This window comes from Nocardioides pymetrozini (genome assembly GCF_046058985.1).
Classification (GTDB): Bacteria; Actinomycetota; Actinomycetes; order Propionibacteriales; family Nocardioidaceae; genus Nocardioides.
In genome coordinates, this window is record NZ_CP175556.1 from 2,515,579 (window position 1) to 2,534,220 (window position 18,642).

Genomic DNA, 18,642 nt, shown 5'->3' on the forward strand with positions numbered 1-18,642 from the left:
GTGTGAGGGCTCGTGGCCTAGGAGACGTGGGTGAGCGGAAGCGCTGCGACGAACTGGCAGTCCCTGTGTACCTAACCCCTGAGCGCGGTATCCATGTGGAGCCGCCCTGAACTTCAGGGAGTCAGGATGTCCATCCCCACCCAGATGAGCCTCGCCGGCTTCATCGCCTCAGCACCCGAACTGCACTTCACGAAGGCCGGTGCTGAGTGCTGCCGTGTGCGCGTCGGCATCGAGCAATGGCGCAAGGAGGTCGATGGCAGCTTCACGAAGCTCGACCCGACCTTCCACGACATGGTCGCCTTCGAAAGCACCGCACGCGAGACCTACGCCCGTTTCCGCAAGGGCGACTCCTTCGTGGCCAGCGGCTACGTCCACGAGTACGAGGTCGACGGTCGCGAGCGCAGCGTCATCAAGGAGGAGTTCGTCGCCCGCAAGATCGGCCACAACGCCAACAAGACCGATTACGTCGTCCAGCGCGGCCGCCACGCCGCCGATCGGCCCCTTACCGCTGTGCCGCAGCCACCCGCCGTCGGCCTCTGACTGGGCATTGTGATGAGTCCGTTCCCGGACGAGCCCGACGACGCCGATGCCTGGCGCAACGACGCTGATGCCTGGCGCAGCGTGACCGACCTGCTCGAGCGCCCACCCGCCCCGATCAATTGGAACGTCCTCGACGCCGAGCAGGCCGAGATCGAGTGGCGAGATCTCGACCTCTGGGTGAAGTGGCTCAAGACCACGTTCGGCCTCCCGCCCAACATCGTGCCGCCGTACTGGCACCGCCACGACGAGCTTGTCTGGGAACTCTCCGCGCTTCACTGCCACTGGCTGAGTTGCTACCACGAGTCCGCGTCACCGTCGGCTCCCATCGCATGGATGCGCGAGTTCTCCGATGCGCGCTACCGCCTACGGGACTGGGTCTCGATCTGCGGTACGCGTCTCGATCGCGACCGGCCCACAAGGCAGACGACGTGGCCCGGCGAGTCAGCGCCCCCGGCGGGCACCGAGGTCGAGATCCGGAATCGGGACGAAGACTTCGCGGCATTCGTCCGAGACGACGTACTCCGAAGGCGCCGCGTCGCGGCGATCGCCAACCAGCAGCTCATCGGCTGAGTCCAGGAGCCCGCCATGGCCAGCTCGTGCTCGCACTCATCCACAGAAGTCCGAGCAAGCGATCGCCAATCGCGACTGCCCGCTCAGGGTCGGTATCTGACCCACTGAAGGAGGGACGATGCTTCTCCCCCACGCACAGACGCTCGCTCAAGCGAGGTCCTACGTAGCGGCCCTCGCCGACCGAGCTCTGACACTCGAGGCATCCTCCGCGTACGAGCGCGCACTGCTCGAACTCGACCGGGTGCACGGCGACGAATGCCCGGCACTCGACACCGAGGACCTCACCGACGACCGAGACATCCTCCTCGCCGTCGCGAGCAACGCCATCGAAGAGCTCGAGAGCTACGGCATCGACCCACTGTCGGTCGAGCTGATCCTCGCGATGCTCGTCGACGCACACGACCTGGACATCGGCTGATGTACGGCGAGAACGGCGCGCAGATGCGCACGGAGCTGGCTGCGCTGCTTCGCCAGCACCGGATCATGCGCCGACTCGCTTCCGACTCGTCCGCTGAGCGCGCGGCCGCCGGTCAACAGATCCTCCGATACCGGCAGACCGTTCTCGTCTGGTGCGCGCAGGCCATAGGAGCGGCGCGACCTCTCACGTTCCCGAACGTTCCGCAGAAGCCGGCCGACCCGTTCCGTGCGGCGACCGACCATGGCGCCGCAGTGGTTGAGCTTGCGCGGGCCTTGGACGCGGCACGCGCTCAGGCGACGACACCGCCTGCGTCGGCCCAGGAGTTCACGACCCCCAGCGCGAACACCGTCGTCGAGCACTGGCGACTCGCAGCTCGGGCCGCAGCGCTCGCCGAACACGACACCGCGCCCGACCAGGCGATCCACCTCACCGCGGCACAAGCGCGAACCATCGCAGGCGATGTCGCCGCGATCACTCAGGCTCTCGTCGTCCTCGACCGCCGGTATCGCAACACCCCCGGATGGGAGACCCTCGCCGGGTGCGATCGACTCGGCTGGGCGGCGCTCGCCACGGCCTTGGACGTCAGCCTCGGGCAGCCTGACTACAGCGTCGACCAAACAGGGTGGCGCCCGCGGACCAAGCCCATTGGCGGCCCCGCCAAGCCGGGAGTCCTCGGCGTCCTCCAGGCCGAGCACAACCTCCTCGTGAGGCTGGCGTCCTTCCCCGATGCGATGAATCTCCGCCTGGTCGTCGACTCGCAGCGACTGCTGAGTTCCGGTCTGGTGCCATACGCCAAGCGGATCGACCCCAACCTTGCTGACCAATGGGGTACCCGCGCCGAGACCTACTCGCGCATCCAGCGAGAACTCCGCAACATCGGAGGGCGGCTCGGCAACGGCACGTTCGCCGCAGGCGAGGCGGCGAACGCCGTCAGCCGACTGAAGGCGCTGCGGCCGGAGGCGGTGATCGAGCCGAGGATGCTCGGCGGCTTCCAGGCGCTGTTTCGTCGGGTCGACTCGCGTATCACGGACATTCTCGAATCCGGAGTCGAACGAGGAGCCTTCGTCCAGCGCGTGACGGTCCCACGGCTCGTGAGCGGCGACGGGCGCTTGGTTCATCCGGTCCGCGAACGTTTCGTGCCCGTCGCACGCGCGGCTGACCTCGAGGTCATCCGGACTGCCCGCGAGCACCTGCGACCCCCGGAAGAGCCCTCAGCTTCGTCGGCGGGGACGAGCCGGGCAGACCTCCACGCCGCCCTCATCCACCGTCCGCCCGCGAAGGGAGCGCAGCCCGATGTCCCAGGTCTCTAGCGCGAAGGACAGCGTCCCAAGGGCGCGGCAGAGGATGGAGCGACTCCTCTCCGCCGACGAGGTGGCCGAGTTCCTCGGCATCCCGGTCGCCACGCTCTACCAGTGGCGTCACAAGGGCTGCGGTCCCGACGCCTATCGCGTCGGCAGGCACCTCAGGTACGAGCCGAGCACCGTCCGCGCATGGCTTGAAGATCACCTGGCCGATCACCATGGCGCACATTGAGCGACGCGAGCGCCGCGGGAAGAACGGACAGGTCCTGAGGTCCTACCGCGTCCGCTGGCGGGGGCCTGACGGCAAGGAGCGCAACAAAAGCTTCAAGCGAAAGGTCGATGCCGATCGCTTCGCCGCCACCGTGTCAGCTGACCTCGTCCGGGGTCAGTACATCGACCCTGACGCCGGCAAGATCCTGTTCGAGACCTACGCCAAGAAGTGGCTCGCCGCGCAGACCTTTGAAGAAGGCACGCACGTGGCTGTCGAACTGCGATTCCGACTGCACGCGTTCCCGGTCCTCGGCAGGCTGAACCTCAACGACATCCAACCCTCGACCATCCAGAGCTGGCTCCGTACCCTCTCGGATCTGGCGCCGTCGTACCGGCAGATCATCTTCGCCAATGTATCCACAGTGTTCAGCGCTGCAGTCGATGACTCACTCATTCTCGCCAATCCATGCCGGGCACGGTCCGTTCGACGACCGAAGCGTGGCCATCACAAGGTGGTGCCCTGGCCGCGCGAACGCGTCCTTGCCGTTCGCGACGAACTGCCGGCGAGATTCCAGCTGATGGTCTGGCTGGGTGCCGGTCTCGGGCTCAGGCAGGGCGAGATCTTTGGGCTGTCCCCCGACGACATCGACCTCGAGCGCGGCGAGGTACGCGTCCGGCGCCAGGTCAAGCTCCTCGGCAACAAGCAGATGTTCGGTCTGCCCAAGGGGCGCAAAGTCCGCGAAGTCCCACTGCCCGACGCGGTTCTTGAGGCGATCAATGCGCATATGACCGCCTATCCGCCGATCGATGTGACGCTGCCGTGGGAGAAGAGCGATGGCAAGCCCACCACCGTCACGCTGATCCTCTACAGCCGCGAAAAGAAGGCCCTCGCCCGCAACTACATCAACACCTTCATCTGGAAGCCGGCGCTCAAGCGCGCCGGCGTCCCTGCGACGCGCGAGAACGGCAGTCACGCGCTCCGTCACTTCTACGCGAGTACGGCGCTCCACGAGGGTGAGTCCATCAAGGCTCTCAGCGAGTACCTCGGCCACGCAGACCCTGGCTTCACCCTGCGCACCTACACCCACCTGGTCGAAGGCAGCGCCGAACGTACCAAGCGCGCGGTCGACGCCGTGTTCGGGCACGAGACACCAGACCTGCCCGCCGACGAGGCAATCGAAGCCGAGGGGCAGCCGCTCGAAGACGCCCTTGAGATCAACGAGGAAGACGACGATGACGCCTGAGGACAAGCGGTCGACACCCAGCCGGAGTGTCAGCTATAGTCGACACGTGCTCGAACTCGTCCGAACCGGCGAGTTCGAGACGTGGTTGAGGAAGCTGAAGGACGCGGGAGGCAAGGCACGCATCCTGCGCCGGCTCGACCGGCTCGCCCAGGGCAACCCCGGCGACGTGCGGCCGATCGGCAAGGGACTGTCGGAACTCCGGCTCGATGTCGGCCCGGGCTACCGGGTCTACTACCTGCAAGACCGAGACACCCTGATCCTTCTGCTGTGCGGTGGCGACAAGTCCACGCAGCAGAAGGACATCGACAGAGCACACGAATTGGCCACGCAGTGGCGGGCCGACAAGAAGGACGAGGAGGCCCAGCGATGACCAGCAGCGAGAAGTACAAGCCCTTCGACGCCGCCGACTACCTCGAGACTCTCGACGACGTCGCCGCCTTCCTTGAGGCCGCCCTGGAGGACTCTGCCGAAGACCCCAGCGCCGTCCCGCATGCGCTCGGCATCATCGCCCGCTCGCAGAACATGAGCGAGCTCGCCCGCCGCGTCGGCATGAGCCGCGACGGCCTCTACAAGGCGCTCTCCGCCGACGGTAACCCGACCTGGTCGACCATCCTGAAGGTCACCAATGCCCTCGGGCTGCGGTTCGAGCTACACCCCGCGGCATCATGAAGAACTGTGCGAACCGGCACCCCAGTTGGGGCCAACGCAGGCCAAGCGACTGGCCGCCTCGGCTGCGAAATTCTGCCGCGTGCGGCCACACCGCGGCCCACGGGGCTTGAAATCCGGCGTTTGTGCAGGTCAGCGGCTGGGCCGCATCACTATTACGACATCTGAGCCCGGGTGGCCGAGCGGCCACTGGCGAGGAGCTGACGGCCCCTGGCCCGCGAAGACAGCGTCAACGTCTTCACGGGTCAGGGGCCGTTCTGTGTCCCCTCGACGGCGGCCCACCGGTCAGCCCACGCGCTGAGCGCGGCGATGGTCTCGCCCAGGTCTCGTCCCTTGTCGGTGAGGGCGTACTCGACGCGTACCGGAATGTCGGCGGTCACGTGCCGCACCACGATGCCCTCGGCCTCGAGCTCACGTAGTCGCGCGGACAGCATCTTGTCGGTCATCTCGGGGATGACGTCGCGCATCTCGCTGAACCGTCGGGCGCCGTGCAGCAGCGCCCGGAGGATCACACCCGTCCAGCGCCGCCCGATCAGCTCCACCGCGCGGTGGTAGTCCGGGCAGAACGCGCGGTCGACATCGAAGCCACTGTCGTCGGTCACCCCTCGAACCTAGACCACGGCCACAGCCTTGCGTAAGTCACTACCTTTTGTATAGCGTCATTCGCGTTGATAGTGAGTACGGGAGGATCGCATGCGCGACGACGCAAGGATGGCCCCGCTGGCGATCGGCGGCCTGCTCTTCGTGGTCATGGCAGGGACCACGCTTCCCAACGCCCTCTGGGGCTGGTACCAGGCTCGGTGGAACGTGCCGGCCACCGCGGTCACCGCGGCTTTCGCCACCTACGCGGTCGCGGTCGTCGCCTCGCTCCTGACGTGGGGCTCGCTGGCCGACCGCCGCGGTCCGTGGCCGTCCCTCCGGCGCGGGGTCCTCTGCTCGGCGGCGGCCAGCGCGCTCTCGTTGGTCGAGGGTCTCCCGGCGCTCTTCGCCGGACGGACGCTCGCCGGCCTGTCCGTCGGCCTGGTCAGCAGCGCCGCGGTGGGGGCCCTTGCTCTGGCACACCGGAGCGGGCCTGACGGTGCGGCTCGCGTGTCCACGTTCGCCACGATGGCCGGCCTTGCGGCCGGCCCGCTGCTCGCCGGCGCCGTCGTCGACGTCAGCCCCGCGGCCGCGCGCGGCGCCTACCTGGCGCATCTCCTGCTCCTCGCGCCGGTGGTGGCCTGGCTTGCCTCGCCGCATGGGCGGCCCGCACGGATGCCCGTCGGAGACGTCCGGCCGAGGGACACCCCGAGGCACAGCGTCGCGATGCCACGGACCCCCGCGTTCCGGGCGGCGTGCCTGCTGGGTTTCGCGAGCAACGCCCAACTGGGGCTCTACGCCGCCCTCGCATCGACCATGCTCTCCGCGATCCACGGCGAGGTCAGTGTGCTGCTCAGCGGACTCGCAGGCGCGCTGCTCTTCGCCGCCGCGGGCGCTCCGCAGCTCCTCGGGGGCTCGTTCGCCGCGGGATCCGCCTGGTCGACGGCGGCGTCGTCGACCGGCGTCGTGTCGTGTGTCACCGCGCTGACCCTCGACTCCGTCCCGCTTCTGCTCGCCGCCATCGCCTTGGGAGGCCTGGGTGCCGGGCTCGCGTTCGGGAGGGGCCTCTTCGCGGCCACCGAGAACGCGCCCGTCCAGGAGCGCGCGGCGGTCTCGACGACCTGGTTCGTCGCGGCGTACCTCGGGCTCGCCGGGCCCGTGCTCGGCGCAGGTGCGCTCGTCGACGCCGTCGGGCTCGTTGCCGCCACCGCCATCGTCGGGACCGCCACCACCTTCCTCGTCACCGCGGCCCAGACGACCCTCGCCCCGTTCCGTGTCAACCACCGCGCCGCACGCCTGAGCGGGCGCGTACACAGAAAGGACAACTCGTGGACCAGCTGAACCTGGCGATCATCATCGCAAGCACGCGCGAAGGACGCCTCGCTCCCCGCATCACCGAGTGGTTCGTGCCGACAGCTCGGCAGCACGGCCGCTACGCGGTCGATGTCATCGACCTCCAGGAGGTCGACCTGCCCGCGGCTCTCACGGACAGTCGGCCGCCCGCCGTGGAGTCCTATCTCGCCCGCCTCGCTCGTGCCGACGCGTTCGTCGTCGTCACGCCGGAGTACAACCGCGGCTACCCGGCCTCCCTCAAGCAGGCCATCGACATCGCGTTCGAGGAATGGCAGCGCAAGCCGGTCGCCTTCGTCTCCTACGGCGGCGTCAGCGGCGGGCTTCGGGCCGCCGAGCAGCTCCGACAGGTGTTCGCGGAGCTGCACGCCGTGGCCATCCGCGACGGCGTCTGCCTACCGAACTGCTGGTCGACCTTCGGTGCCGGGGCCGTTCCCGAGGGTGCCGACGCCGCCGCCAAGACGATGCTCGACCAGCTCGACTGGTGGGCGAGCGCACTGCGAAGCGCCCGTGCGGCGGATCCGCACGCAGCATGAGGACGGAGCCATGGCAGCCACACAGAGCGAACCCCTGCTGATGCACAACACCATGCGCATCACACCCGGACACGTCGAGGAGTTCCACCAGGCGGTGCGACGCGCGGTCGAGTTCGCGGAACAGCACGGGCCGCAGTACATGGTGCAGGTCTTCGTCGACCACACTCAGCTGGTCGCTCACAGCTTCCAGCTGTACGCCGACTCGGCCGCGGTCCTGCGGCACTGGAGCCTCTCGGACCCCTACATCAGCGACGTCATGCGGCATTGCACCGTGGAGAGCCTCGAGCTGTACGGAGAGCCCGACGAGGCGGTGTCGGAGGGTCTGGCGTCGATGCTCGCTGACGGCGTACTTCGACAGGCCGGTCGGCACGCCGTGGGATTCGTCCGAGGCCCGCAGGCAGTCGAGTCGGAACGGCGCCGCTCCGACTCGACCGGTCAGGGGCCGTGACGGGGACCCCGTCGCCGGAGGACGAAGGCCCCGGCGTCCGCCGGGGCCTTCGTCGTGTCCGTACGCCGGGGGCTCAGGCTCCGGGGGCGTCCTCCCGGACGTGCTGGGCCGAGGTGCGGCCCTCCTCCTTGACCGTCTCGGCCGAGTCCTGGGCAGTGGCCTTCACCTCGCCGACGGCCTCGGTCGCGCTCTCCTTGAGGCTCTCGCCGACCTCCTTGCCCAGGGACTTCGCCTCGTCGACGAGGCCGTGGTCCTGGGCCGCCTCGCCCAGTCGCCGCGCGGCCTGGGTCTCCGCCGAGGAGGCGGGAAGGAGGGCCGAGGCGACCATGCCGGCGCCGAAAGCGATGAGTCCCGCGGCCAGCGGAGCACCCTGGGTCCGTGCCTCGACCGTGTGTACGGCCGACTGCGCTGCGCCCTCGACGGCGTCGACGGCGCCGGAGGCCGTCGCGGACGCCGACCCGACCGCGCTCTGGGCCGTGCCGGCGGTGCTGTGGACCCCGCTCTGGGCGGTCCCCATCACCTTGTCCTTCATCAAGCTGACCCGTCCCTGCAGGGAGGCCTTGCGCCGCTCGATGACCCGGCTGGGGCTCACCTTGTCGTAGAGCTCGTCGACGTCGCGCGCCAGGCTCTGCCTGGTGCCGGCGATCTCCGAGGTCATTCGTGCCTCATCTGCTTGGCCCATGCCACGTCCTCCTTCAGGGTCCGCTGGGTGGTCTCCAGCGTCGGGTCCAACGACTTCAGCTCGCGGCGTCCGGTCGCGGCGAGCACGGCTGCGGCGAGGGCCCAGAGCACGCCCACGATGAGGGCGGCCCAACCGGGGTCCATCCAGCTCGCGAGCAGGAACATCAGGGCCAGGGACAAGAAGAGCAGCGTCAGGTGACCGGCGACACCGGCCCCGGCCAGGAACCCGGCGCCCTTCCCGGCCTTCGCCGCCTCGGCCTTCGCCTCCGTCTTGGCCAGGTCGAGCTCCTGCTTCAGCAGCGTGGTGAGGTCGCTGGCGATGTCGCCCACGATGTCACCGAGCGAGCGGGTCTCACCGGGTGCGGCGGGCGTGGGGTCCGGCGCGGGCGTGGCCGTCACGGCGTGCTCGCGATCGGTCCGGTGCCCTCCGGGTAGACCGGGTCGGTCGGCGGCGTGCCCGTCCCCGCCAGGGGTGCCGCTGCCGCCGTGCCCGCGGGGACGCCGGCCGGTGCGGTGTCGGCCGGTGCGGTGTCGGCCGAGCCGCCGTCGTGGGCCGTCTTGGCTCCGCGAGTCAGCCGGCCGGCGAGGACCCCGGCGGCCAGCGACCCGAGCAGGAAGGTCCCCGGACGACGGCGCGCGAAGTCACGCACCTGGTCGAGCAGCTCGGCGGGCTGGCGGCCCTCGATCTGCGAGCGCAGGGCTCGTGCCTTCTCGGCGACCTCGCCGACCAGCTCCTGGGCCGGTCCTCCCTGGCTCGGCTCGCCGCGGACCATGCGCTCCAGGTCGTCGCCGAACTCCCGCAGCATCCCGGCGAAGCGGTCGAGCTGGGTGCTCGACTGCTCCTCGATCTGCGCTCGTGCGTCCTCGAGCAGGTGTGCGGCCTGGCTCTTCGCCTCGGCCGCCACGTTCTGGGCCTCGCCCCTCGCCACCTCGGCGACGTGCTGGGTCTCCTCCTTCGCCGTCCCCACGGCTTCGCGAGCCTGCTCCTGGGCTCCGCCGCCCGGGCCGGGGGTGCCGGGGCTGCTGGGCGTGGATCCGCCCGTGTATGTCGTCATGCGCTGTCCTCCGATGGTCGGTTCAACGCGCGGTACCCGCGCGAGCCGAAACATGCAGAAGGACGGTGAGTCAGGTGCCGCAGAAGGTCCGATAGCGGCCGAAGTCCGCCGGCGGCGGCTCGGCGTACCTCTCCAACCCGGCAACGGCCCGGTACGGCGAGCGCACCGCGGCGAGCAGGTCCTCCAGGGGCGCGAGGTCGCCGGTCGCCGCCGCGTCGAGGGCCTCCTCGACGAGGTGGTTGCGCGGGATGTGGAGTGGGTTGACCCGGTCCATCGCGTCCGGGTCCGGGCCGAGCGCACGCCACTGCGCCAGCCAGGAGTCGAGACCGGGCAGGTCGAGGAACAGGCCACGCACCGGCTCCGCGTCGCCGCGTGCCGCGGTCGCCAGCGCCCGCCAGAACGACGTGTGGTCGACGTGGCTGTCCCGGAGCAGGTCGAGCAGGGGGGCGAACAGGTCGTCGGCGCGGGCGTCGTCCACCGCCAGCCCGAGCTTCGCGCGCATGCCGGCGGACCAGGCCGCGCCGTACTCGGCGCGGAAGGATGCGAGAGCCTCCGTGGCCAGCGCGATCGCGCGGTCCTCGTCGTCGTCGAACAACGGCAGCAGCGCCTCCGCCAGCCGCGCGAGGTTCCACTCCCCCGCCGCCGGCTGCTGGGCGTAGGCATAGCGGCCGCCGTGGTCGATCGAGCTGAACACGATCGTGGGGTCGAAGGCGTCCAGGAAGGCGCACGGACCGTAGTCGATGGTCTCCCCCGACAAGGTCATGTTGTCGGTGTTCATCACGCCGTGGACGAAGCCCACGAGCATCCACCGCGCGACCAGGCGGGCCTGCGCCGAGACGACCGCGCGGTAGAGCGCCAGATAGGGAGAGGCGGCGCCCGCCGCCTCCGGGTGGTGGCGCTCGATCGCGTGGTCGGCCACGCGGCGCAGCAGGTCGACGTCGCCGGTGGCGCGCGCCAGCTGGACCGTGCCGACCCGCAGGTGGCTCTCGGCGATCCGCGCCAGCACCGCGCCGGGCAGCGGCTCCTCGCGATGCACCAGGCGACCGGTCGCGACCACGGCCAGCGAACGGGTCGTCGGGATGCCGAGGGCGTGCATCGCCTCGCTGACGACGTACTCGCGCAGCATCGGCCCCAGCGCGGCGAAGCCGTCGCCGCCGCGGGCGAACGGGGTGCGGCCGGAGCCCTTGAGGTGCAGGTCGCGCAGCCGGCCGTGAGCGTCCACCAGCTCGCCCATCAGCAGTGCGCGACCGTCGCCGAGCCGGGCGAAGCCGCCGAACTGGTGGCCGGCATAGGCCTGCGCGACCGGCGTGGCCCCCTCGGGCACGACCGTGCCGGTGAGCAGCCCGACGCCCTCGGGCGTGCGCAGCTCGGCCGGGTCGAGGCCGAGGTCGGCGGCCAGCGGCTCGTTGAGGACGACGATCCGCGGGTCGGGCGTCGAGGCTGCCTCCGACGGCAGGGCCAGCTCGGGCAGGGCCTCCGCGAAGTGGTGCTGCAGCCTCGCGACCTGCGGAGGAACGGCGGTCATGCGTCGAGCGTACGGCGGGCCCGGGCAACGTCCGTCGGCCGAGGAGGCTCGCGGCCCGGGAGGGGCAGGAGCGCGATCGCGCGGTCGGTGGCGCCGCCGTCCTCGAGACTGCAGAAGCGCCTGCGGAAGGCGTCCGCGGCCGTGGCGTAGGTCCCCGCCACGCCGTCGAGGTCGGACATGAGCGCGACCAGCTCCGCCGACGTGCGCACCACGGGACCCGGCGCCTCGGGCAGGAAGTCGAAGTAGAAGCCACGGATCGCGGTGGCGAACCTCTCCAGGTCGTAGGCGAAGAACACCATCGGCCGCCGGGTGATCGAGAAGTCGAACATGGCCGACGAGTAGTCCGTGACCAGGACGTCCGCGGCGAGGTAGAGGTCGCGGATGTCGGGATACCAGGAGACGTCGTGGACGCCGGGCAGGTCCGGATGGGTCGAGCGCCCGGTGACCATGCTGTGCGAGCGCACCAGCAGCTCGTGGTCGGCGCCGAGCTCTTCCACCCAGGCGGCGAGGTCGAGGGCCGTGGTGATGCCGCAAGCCTCGTCGAAGCACTCGTCGTCGCGCCAGGTCGGGGCGTAGAGCACGACGCGGCGGTCGGAGCGGAGGCCGAGGGAGCGCACCATGCGCTCACGGGATCCGCCCCCGTCGTACGACGCCAGCACGTCGTTGCGCGGGTAGCCGGTCTCCTCGATCGGACCGCCGAAGCGGAAGGCCCGGCGCAGCAGCGGCGTGCTGAAGGCGTTGGGCGACAGCAGCAGATCCCATCGCGCCACGTCCTCGTCCAGCCGCGCGAGCCGCCCCTCGGGCGCCCACAGCACGTCGTGGTGGATGCGCTTGAGGGGCGTGCCATGCCAGGTCTGGAGGTAGAAGGTCGCGTCGGACTTCGTCCACTCGACCTCGGTGTGGGTGTTGGCGACGAGGATGTCCGCTCCCTCCAGGAGCGCGCCCGCCTCGGGTCCCTCGATGTCGACGGTCGTGACGCCCGCTGGGAACGCGTGGAGGTGGTCGCGGTGCGCCAGCCACACGTGCTCCAGCTCGGCCCCCGGCTCGGCCCCCGGGTCGGTAGGGTCCCGTAGCCGCTCGAAGATCGCGCGGGGGCTGTCGCTGTAGCGCCCGTGGAAGCTGTTGTAGACGATCCTCGCCCCACGGTTGCTCACCCACCTCCGCGGCCCGCCCACGCAGGCCAGGTACCCGCAGGGCACCCGTGCATCCGTTGCGGCGCGCCGCCGTGGGTACTGCCCGGACACCTCACGCCAGCTGAGCCCTGGTGAAGCAGGAGGTGCCCGGTCCGCTCCCGAACCGGTGCCCGCTCGGTCGCTCACCCCCGCCCTGCGAGGTCTCCATGATCAACCTCTGTCAGTCGACCCTCCCCCAGCTGGCGTGCTCGCGTCTCGTCGACGTCCCCACCTACGACCGGTCGGCGCTGCGCCCGTCGGTCGTGCACATCGGCGTCGGCGGGTTCCACCGCGCGCACCAGGCAGTCTATCTGGACGACCTGGCCCGGGCCGGCTCGACGGAGTGGGGTGAGGTGGGCGTGAGCCTGCGCAGTCGGGGTCTGTGTTCGGAGCTCGCCGAGCAGGACGACCTCTTCAGCGTCGTGGAGCTCGGGACCGAGGGCGAGCGGCCGCGCGTGGTCGCGGCGATGACGGACTACCTCTTCGGCCCGGACGATCCGCGCGCCGTCGTCGCCCGGCTCGCCCTCCCCGACACCCGGCTCGTCACGCTGACCGTCACCGGGGACGGCTACGATGACGCCGGGGAGGTCGGCGCGACCGCTCCCGAGGACGACGCCACGTGGTCGGCGTACCTGGTCGCCGCCTTGGCGCAGCGCCGGGGCGCCGGCCTCGGCGGCTTCACGGTGCTCTCGTGCGACAACCGCGACCAGAGCGGCGCCGCGGCCCGCAACGCCGTCCTGCGACGTGCGGCCCGCCGCGACGAGACGCTGGCACGCTGGATCCGTCGCAATGTCACCTTCCCCGAGGCGATGGTCGACCGCATCACGCCCGGCAGCGGGGACCAGCTGCGGGCGTTGATGGCCCGTCGCTACGGGCTGACGGACCGGTCGCCCGTGGCGACCGAGCCCTTCCGGCAGTGGGTCATCGAGGACTCCTTCTGCCAGGGACGTCCGCCGTTGGAGGACGTCGGCGCACAGCTCGTGAGCGACGTCGCGCCGTACAAGGTGGTGAAGTCGAGGCTGCTCAACGGGACCCATACCGCCGTCGCCTACCTGGGCTGGCTGGCAGGGCACCGCACGACCGCCGAGCTGACCAGCGACCCGACCATGCTCGACTTCCTCACCGAGCTCATGCGCAGCGAGGTGGCTCCGCAGCTGGTGTCGGTGCCCGGAATGGGCATCGACGACTACGTCGACACCGTCCTCCAGCGACTCGCCAATCCCCGCATCGCCGACCCGCTCGACCGGCTCTGTCGGCGGGGCTCCACGAAGGTGCCCGCCTACCTCCTGCCCGCCCTGTCGGCCGCCGTCCGCGCGGGCCGCCGAGCACCCCTGCTCACGCTCGCCCTGGCCGGCTGGTTCCGGTACCTGCGAGGGGTGGACCTCCACGGGCGCGTGATCGAGATCGACGACGCCCGGCTCGCGGAGCTGCAGCCACTCGCACGCCGAGGGGGTCACGACCCGGCTCCGCTGCTCGGCGTGAGAGACGTCCTCGGCGGCCTCGGTGAGGAGCGCTCGGTGCGGACGGAGCTGCGCCGGGCCCTGGGCGACCTCGACCACGGAGTCGCCCCCGCGGTCCGGCGTGCCCTCGCCCGGGCCGACCACGGCTGGCGACACCCCCTGGCCGTGACGGACGGCTCGCTCGGTCCGAGCCCGGACCTGATCTCGTGAGGCTGCGCCTGCTGTGCGATGCGGACGGCTGTCTCTTCCCGTCCGAGGAGCCGGCGTACGACGCCTCCGCGGAGGTGATGGCCCAGTTCCTCGCGCACGTCGGCATCGCCCGGTCCTACTCAGCGACCCAGCTGCGCACCGAGTTCACCGGCCTGAACTTCCGCGCCACGGCGGCGATCCTCTGCGGTCGCCACGGCCGTGCCGTCACGGCCGGCGAGCTGGCGCGGTGGGTCGCCCTCGAACGCGACGTGGTGACCCGGCACCTGAGCCGGGTGCTGACGCCCGATCCCGCCGTGCTGGCCCCGCTCTCCCAGGTTGGCGCGGCCGCGGTGCTGTCCGTCGTCAGCTCCAGCGCGTCGGCGCGCATCGACGCCTGCCTGGCGGCGACGGGGCTCGCCGCGCTCTTCCCCCACCACCGCAGGTTCAGTGCCGAGGCATTGCGGCCCCCGGCGAGCAAGCCCGACCCGGCGGTGTACGTGGAGGCGGTGTCGCGGATCGACGACGCGGACGCCCCGGTGCTGGCCGTGGAGGACTCCGGAGTGGGCGTGCAGGCCGCCGTGGCGGCGGGGGTTCCGGTCGTGGGCCTCCTGCAGTTCGTGCGAGCTGCCGAGCGGGAGCGACGCACGGCCCAGCTGCTCCGGGCCGGCGCGTGCGCCGTGGTGGAGTCGTGGGAGCAGCTGGTCGCGCGTCAGGTCACAGGTCGTGCCGATCCGGGCGTGCGCAGCCGGCAGCCCTAGGCTGGCCCCGTGCTGTACGAGGTCCTCCATGCGACGGTCCCGCCCCTCGCCCGGGCGCTGTGGCGACCGACGGTCGAGGGCATCGAGCACGTGCCCCTGACGGGGCCGGTGCTGCTGGCGAGCAACCACCTGAGCTTTGCCGACAGCGTGGTCATCCCGATCGTCGCTCCCCGCAAGGTGGTGTTCCTGGCGAAGGCCGAGTACTTCACCGGCTCGGGACTCACCGGCCGGCTCAGCAAGGCCTGGTTCGAGGGCCTCGGCATGGTGCCCGTGGACCGCGACGACACCCGCGCCGCGCTCAGCTCGCTCGACGTGGCCCTGGAGGTGCTCGGCCGCGGCGAGGCGTTCGGGATCTACCCCGAGGGCACGCGGTCGCGGGACGGCCGGCTCTACCGCGGCCGCACCGGGGTGGCGCAGCTCGCCCTCACGGCCGGCGTGCCCGTGGTGCCCGTCGGCCTCCGCGGCACCGACCAGCTGCAGCCGGTCGACGCCCGCCTGCCGCGCCTGGCCAAGGTCACGGTGCGCTTCGGCAAGCCTCTCGACTTCGCCGGACGCTTCGAGGGCGTGGCCCCAGGGCGCGCGCGGCGGGAGGCGACCGATGAGATCATGGACGCCATCCACGCACTCACCGGCCAGGAGCGCGCCGCGTCCTACAACGACCGGCCCCCCGACGCCTGACCTGCGCGCGCGGCGTATCGCCGACCCGCGGCCGGGTATTCGTCAGCCATGACCAAAGACGTCGTCGACCTGATCATGAACGACCACCGCGAGCTCGAGAAGCTCTTCGACACCCTCCTCAACGAGCCGGACAAGCGGCCCGCCCTGGTGCCGGTGATGACGACCCTGCTCACCGCCCACAGCCGGGCCGAGGAGTCCGAGGTCTACCCCGCCGCCCGGGAGGCCGGCGGCGAGGACGACGTCGAGCACAGCCAGAAGGAGCACCTCGAGGCCGACCAGCTCGCCAAGCAGGTGGCCGAGACGGACCCGGACTCCGCCGACTTCCCGGCAGTGCTGCAGCAGCTGATCGACGCGGTGCGGCACCACGTCGAAGAGGAGGAGGAGACGGTCCTCCCCGGCATCCGCGCGCGCATCGACGACTCCCGGCGGGAGGAGCTGGGCGAGGCCTTCCTGGCCTCCCGGGCGGCCCACCTGGGCGACCAGCCGGCCGACATCACGAAGTCCGAGCTGGAGCAGCAGGCCGCCAACGCGGGCGTCTCGGGCGCGACCTCGATGAGCAAGAGCGAGCTCCAGGACACCCTGGAGGACGAAGCCGAGTCGTGACCGGCCTCGAGGACAGCTACCCCGGCGCCGGCGCGTCGAGTCCCGCGCAGATCCCGCCGCGCGGGTGGCGGCAGGTCGTCCGACGCGCGTGGCAGGAGTCGAAGACCGACCAGGTGCCCCTCATGGCCGCCGGGGTCGCGTTCTATACCTTCCTCGCCCTCTTCCCGGCGATGATCGCCGCCGTCCTCGTCTACGGACTGGTGCGAGACCCGGCCGACGTGGAGGCGCAGGCGGGCGAGATCGCCGACGCGCTGCCGGCCGACGCCGCGTCCCTCCTGACCGACCAGATGACCGCGGTGGCGTCCACCCCGCAGCAGTCCCTCGGTCTGGGCCTGGTCGTGGCGCTCGTCCTCGCCCTGTGGAGCGCATCGGGCGGGGTCGGCAACGTGATGACCGCGATCAACGTCGCCTACGACGAGGAGGAGACGCGCGGCTTCGTCAAGCGCAAGCTGCTCGCGCTCGGTCTCACGCTCGGCGCCATCGCGTTCGTCGTGGTCGCGCTCGGCCTGGTCGCGGCCGCGCCCGCTCTCCTCGACGAGGTGGTCGGTGCCGGCCCGTCGCGCTGGGCGCTCGAGGCCGCTCGGTGGGTCGGTCTCGTGCTGGCCATGGCGGTGGCCCTGGCGGTGCTCTACCGCCTCGCCCCGGACCGCGACGACCCGCAGTTCCGCTGGGTGTCCGTCGGCGCGGTCGTCGCGACGGTGGCCTGGGTGGTCGCCAGCGTCGGCTTCTCCCTGTACGTCGACAACTTCGGCTCCTACAACAAGACCTACGGCGCGCTCGCCGGCGTGGTCGTCCTCCTGCTGTGGCTGTGGATCACGATGTTCCTCGTGCTGCTCGGCGCCGAGATCAACGCCGAGGCCGAGCAGCAGACGGTCCGCGACACCACGGTCGGACCACCCCGCCCGCTCGGCGAGCGCGGCGCGGTCAAGGCAGACAGCGTCCCCGGAGCTCCCGCACCGACAGGGGGATCACCAGGGGACGGAAGCGACCTACCGAAGGGAACACGATGAGGATCGGCTACTTCCTCTCCTGCGAGGAGTTCACGCCCCAGCAGCTCGTCGAGCAGGCCGTCGCGGCCGAGCGCGCCGGCTTCGAGGGCCTGTGGATCAGCGACCACATCCAGCCGTGGAACTCGAGCCAGGGACACAGCCCGATGGTCTGGCCGATGATCGGCGCCGTCGCGCAGGCGACCCGACTGCCGATCATGACCGCGGTGACCTGCCCCATCGGCCGCCAGAGTCCGCTGCTGGTCGCCCACGCCGCGGCGACCTGCGCCGTCCTCAACCCGGGCTTCCGGCTCGGCATCGGCACCGGCGAGGCGCTCAACGAGCACCTCAACGGCCAGGGCTGGCCCTCCTTCGACGTCCGGCTCGCGATGCTCCGCGAGGCGGTGGACCTGATGCGCGCCCTGTGGACCGGCAAGCCCGTCGACCACCGCGGCGAGTTCTTCACCGTCGACGACGCCCGGCTGTGGACCCTGCCGGACACGCCACCGGAGATCTGGATGTCCGGCTTCGGCGAGAAGGCGACGAGGGCGGCCGCCGAGCTCGCCGACGGCTACGTGCACACGGCTCCGGACGCCGAGCTCCGCTCGCTCTTCGCCGCCGAGTCCGGCGGCAAGCCGGCGGCCGCCGGGCACAAGGTCGCCTTCGCGCCGACCAAGGAGGAGGGCGTCGACCACGCGCACCGCCTGTGGGCCAACGCCGGCCTGCCGGGCGAGCTCGCCCAGGTGCTCCCCTCCCCCCGCCACTTCGAGCAGGCCTCCCAGCTGGTCACCAAGGAGTCGACCGCGAGCAGCGCGGTCGCAGGGGCGGACCTCGACGAGCACGTCGCGGCCCTCCGGGAGTACGCCGACGCCGGGTTCGACGAGGTCTACGTGTCGAACATGGGGCCGCACTACCTGGAGATGATCGAGTTCTACGGCGAGCAGGTGCTTCCCGCCCTCAGCTAGCGCGCCCGCCGCCGAACGCGTCGGCCACGGCACGACCGCGGAACACCCGATACGCGAGCGGCGAGGGGTGTCCGAACGCATCGGCGGGCAGCGCCCCGCTCGCGACGACCAGGTTGCCGGCCCGCCGCCCCTTGAGGGTGGCGGGCTCGGCGCCGACCGCGATGTCGCCGAGCGCCCCCACGGCGGCGACGAACGAGCGCACCTGCCGGTACGGCGGCCGGTCGACGAGGTTGGCCACGAACAGGCCGCCGGGCGCCAGCACGCGCCCGACCTGCTCGGCGTACGCCGCCGACGTCAGCGAGCCGGGGACCGCGCCGCCGGAGAAGGCGTCGAGGACCACCAGGTCCTGCGAGCCGTCGCGCACGGCGAGGATGCCCTCCTCACCCCCGACCGGCCGCACCCTGATGCCGCTGCGTGCGGGCAGCGGCGCCTCGGCGCGGACCCGCTCGATCGTCTCCGCGGAGGGCTCCAGCACGATCTGCGACGAGCGCGGCCGCGTCGCCGCGACATAGCGCGGCAGGGTCATCGCTGCCCCGCCGACGTGCAGGACCCGCAGCGGCGCAGGGGGAACCGGAGAGATCGCGTCGACGAGGTCGCCGATGCGGCGCACGTAGTCGAAGACCAGCCGGGTCGGGTCCGCGAGGTCGACGGCCGACTGCTGCATGCCGTCCAGCTCGAGGACGTACAGGCCATCGGTCATGACCGACG

At 71.2% G+C, this 18,642-nt stretch carries 24 protein-coding genes; 17 read left to right on the forward strand and 7 right to left on the reverse strand.

The genetic code is table 11. From position 1 onward, the window contains the following. Window positions 1-126 precede the first annotated feature (126 nt). From ACJ5H2_RS12285 to ACJ5H2_RS12320, 8 genes are all read left to right on the forward strand, one after another. Complete coding sequence (locus ACJ5H2_RS12285) at window positions 127-540, forward strand: single-stranded DNA-binding protein (protein ID WP_408895679.1); 414 nt, start codon at window positions 127-129, stop codon at window positions 538-540. 12 nt (window positions 541-552) lie between these two features. Continuing rightward, window positions 553-1,110, forward strand: coding sequence for a hypothetical protein (locus ACJ5H2_RS12290; RefSeq protein WP_408895680.1), 558 nt, complete (start codon window positions 553-555; stop codon window positions 1,108-1,110). Window positions 1,111-1,228: 118 nt separating this feature from the next. Beyond that, window positions 1,229-1,528: a hypothetical protein gene (locus ACJ5H2_RS12295; protein WP_408895681.1), complete on the forward strand. Its 300-nt coding sequence runs from the start codon at window positions 1,229-1,231 to the stop codon at window positions 1,526-1,528. Next, entirely contained in the window at window positions 1,528-2,838 is a 1,311-nt protein-coding gene (locus ACJ5H2_RS12300) for a hypothetical protein (protein WP_408895682.1), read from the forward strand. Before ACJ5H2_RS12295 ends, ACJ5H2_RS12300 begins: the two co-directional genes overlap by 1 nt. 34 nt (window positions 2,839-2,872) lie before the next feature. After that, the gene (locus ACJ5H2_RS12305) at window positions 2,873-3,061 is read left to right on the forward strand and encodes a helix-turn-helix transcriptional regulator (RefSeq protein WP_408895683.1); all 189 of its coding nucleotides are present in this window, start codon (window positions 2,873-2,875) and stop codon (window positions 3,059-3,061) included. After that, entirely contained in the window at window positions 3,024-4,283 is a 1,260-nt protein-coding gene (locus ACJ5H2_RS12310; protein ID WP_408895684.1) for a tyrosine-type recombinase/integrase, read from the forward strand. The genes ACJ5H2_RS12305 and ACJ5H2_RS12310 overlap by 38 nt, the downstream gene beginning before the upstream one ends. Before the next feature lie 46 nt (window positions 4,284-4,329). Beyond that, window positions 4,330-4,653, forward strand: a complete 324-nt coding sequence (locus ACJ5H2_RS12315) for a type II toxin-antitoxin system RelE/ParE family toxin (protein WP_408895685.1) — start codon at window positions 4,330-4,332, stop codon at window positions 4,651-4,653. Beyond that, the gene (locus tag ACJ5H2_RS12320) at window positions 4,650-4,952 is read left to right on the forward strand and encodes an addiction module antidote protein (RefSeq protein ID WP_408895686.1); all 303 of its coding nucleotides are present in this window, start codon (window positions 4,650-4,652) and stop codon (window positions 4,950-4,952) included. The genes ACJ5H2_RS12315 and ACJ5H2_RS12320 overlap by 4 nt, the downstream gene beginning before the upstream one ends. 242 nt (window positions 4,953-5,194) lie before the next feature. Here the strand turns inward: ACJ5H2_RS12320 and ACJ5H2_RS12325 are convergent, their stop codons facing one another. Continuing rightward, window positions 5,195-5,551: a winged helix-turn-helix transcriptional regulator gene (locus ACJ5H2_RS12325; RefSeq protein ID WP_408895687.1), complete on the reverse strand. Its 357-nt coding sequence runs from the start codon at window positions 5,549-5,551 to the stop codon at window positions 5,195-5,197. A gap of 91 nt (window positions 5,552-5,642) precedes the next feature. Here ACJ5H2_RS12325 and ACJ5H2_RS12330 point away from each other — a divergent pair, with 91 nt between their 5' ends. Genes ACJ5H2_RS12330 through ACJ5H2_RS12340 form a run of 3 tightly spaced genes read left to right on the forward strand, consistent with a single transcriptional unit; the run spans window position 5,643 to window position 7,862 of the window. After that, complete coding sequence (locus tag ACJ5H2_RS12330; RefSeq protein WP_408895688.1) at window positions 5,643-6,869, forward strand: hypothetical protein; 1,227 nt, start codon at window positions 5,643-5,645, stop codon at window positions 6,867-6,869. Beyond that, a complete protein-coding gene (locus ACJ5H2_RS12335) occupies window positions 6,857-7,414 on the forward strand; it encodes an NADPH-dependent FMN reductase (protein ID WP_408895689.1) in 558 nt (185 codons plus the stop codon). Before ACJ5H2_RS12330 ends, ACJ5H2_RS12335 begins: the two co-directional genes overlap by 13 nt. A gap of 10 nt (window positions 7,415-7,424) precedes the next feature. Further along, entirely contained in the window at window positions 7,425-7,862 is a 438-nt protein-coding gene (locus tag ACJ5H2_RS12340; RefSeq protein ID WP_408895690.1) for a hypothetical protein, read from the forward strand. 73 nt (window positions 7,863-7,935) lie between these two features. On the opposite strand, the gene ACJ5H2_RS12345 is transcribed toward ACJ5H2_RS12340, so the two are convergent. From ACJ5H2_RS12345 to ACJ5H2_RS12365, 5 genes are all read right to left on the reverse strand, one after another. Further along, window positions 7,936-8,520 carry a DUF3618 domain-containing protein gene (locus ACJ5H2_RS12345; RefSeq protein WP_408895691.1) on the reverse strand — a complete coding sequence of 195 codons (585 nt, stop codon included), beginning with the start codon at window positions 8,518-8,520 and terminating at the stop codon, window positions 7,936-7,938. Further along, window positions 8,517-8,942 (reverse strand): phage holin family protein, encoded by a 426-nt coding sequence (locus ACJ5H2_RS12350; protein ID WP_408895692.1) that lies wholly within the window; start codon window positions 8,940-8,942, stop codon window positions 8,517-8,519. The genes ACJ5H2_RS12345 and ACJ5H2_RS12350 overlap by 4 nt, the downstream gene beginning before the upstream one ends. After that, a complete protein-coding gene (locus ACJ5H2_RS12355; RefSeq protein WP_408895693.1) occupies window positions 8,939-9,598 on the reverse strand; it encodes a hypothetical protein in 660 nt (219 codons plus the stop codon). Before ACJ5H2_RS12355 ends, ACJ5H2_RS12350 begins: the two co-directional genes overlap by 4 nt. A gap of 70 nt (window positions 9,599-9,668) precedes the next feature. Further along, window positions 9,669-11,123 (reverse strand): protein adenylyltransferase SelO, encoded by a 1,455-nt coding sequence (locus tag ACJ5H2_RS12360; RefSeq protein ID WP_408895694.1) that lies wholly within the window; start codon window positions 11,121-11,123, stop codon window positions 9,669-9,671. Beyond that, entirely contained in the window at window positions 11,120-12,277 is a 1,158-nt protein-coding gene (locus ACJ5H2_RS12365; protein WP_408895695.1) for a CDP-glycerol glycerophosphotransferase family protein, read from the reverse strand. The genes ACJ5H2_RS12360 and ACJ5H2_RS12365 overlap by 4 nt, the downstream gene beginning before the upstream one ends. A 185-nt stretch (window positions 12,278-12,462) precedes the next feature. Here ACJ5H2_RS12365 and ACJ5H2_RS12370 point away from each other — a divergent pair, with 185 nt between their 5' ends. Genes ACJ5H2_RS12370 through ACJ5H2_RS12395 form a run of 6 tightly spaced genes read left to right on the forward strand, consistent with a single transcriptional unit; the run spans window position 12,463 to window position 17,934 of the window. Next, on the forward strand, window positions 12,463-13,965 hold the full coding sequence (locus ACJ5H2_RS12370; RefSeq protein WP_408895696.1) for a mannitol dehydrogenase family protein: 1,503 nt from the start codon (window positions 12,463-12,465) through the stop codon (window positions 13,963-13,965). Further along, a complete protein-coding gene (locus tag ACJ5H2_RS12375; protein WP_408895697.1) occupies window positions 13,962-14,702 on the forward strand; it encodes an HAD-IA family hydrolase in 741 nt (246 codons plus the stop codon). Before ACJ5H2_RS12370 ends, ACJ5H2_RS12375 begins: the two co-directional genes overlap by 4 nt. Before the next feature lie 9 nt (window positions 14,703-14,711). Beyond that, complete coding sequence (locus tag ACJ5H2_RS12380) at window positions 14,712-15,380, forward strand: lysophospholipid acyltransferase family protein (RefSeq protein WP_408895698.1); 669 nt, start codon at window positions 14,712-14,714, stop codon at window positions 15,378-15,380. A 48-nt stretch (window positions 15,381-15,428) separates the two neighbouring features. Further along, window positions 15,429-15,983 carry a hemerythrin domain-containing protein gene (locus ACJ5H2_RS12385; protein WP_408895699.1) on the forward strand — a complete coding sequence of 185 codons (555 nt, stop codon included), beginning with the start codon at window positions 15,429-15,431 and terminating at the stop codon, window positions 15,981-15,983. Further along, on the forward strand, window positions 15,980-16,993 hold the full coding sequence (locus ACJ5H2_RS12390) for a YihY/virulence factor BrkB family protein (protein ID WP_408895700.1): 1,014 nt from the start codon (window positions 15,980-15,982) through the stop codon (window positions 16,991-16,993). The genes ACJ5H2_RS12385 and ACJ5H2_RS12390 overlap by 4 nt, the downstream gene beginning before the upstream one ends. Continuing rightward, entirely contained in the window at window positions 16,990-17,934 is a 945-nt protein-coding gene (locus ACJ5H2_RS12395; protein WP_408895701.1) for a TIGR03557 family F420-dependent LLM class oxidoreductase, read from the forward strand. Before ACJ5H2_RS12390 ends, ACJ5H2_RS12395 begins: the two co-directional genes overlap by 4 nt. Here ACJ5H2_RS12395 and ACJ5H2_RS12400 read toward each other — a convergent pair. Then, the gene (locus ACJ5H2_RS12400; RefSeq protein WP_408895702.1) at window positions 17,927-18,634 is read right to left on the reverse strand and encodes a spermidine synthase; all 708 of its coding nucleotides are present in this window, start codon (window positions 18,632-18,634) and stop codon (window positions 17,927-17,929) included. The two genes, ACJ5H2_RS12395 and ACJ5H2_RS12400, sit on opposite strands and share 8 nt — an antisense overlap. Window positions 18,635-18,642 lie beyond the last annotated feature (8 nt).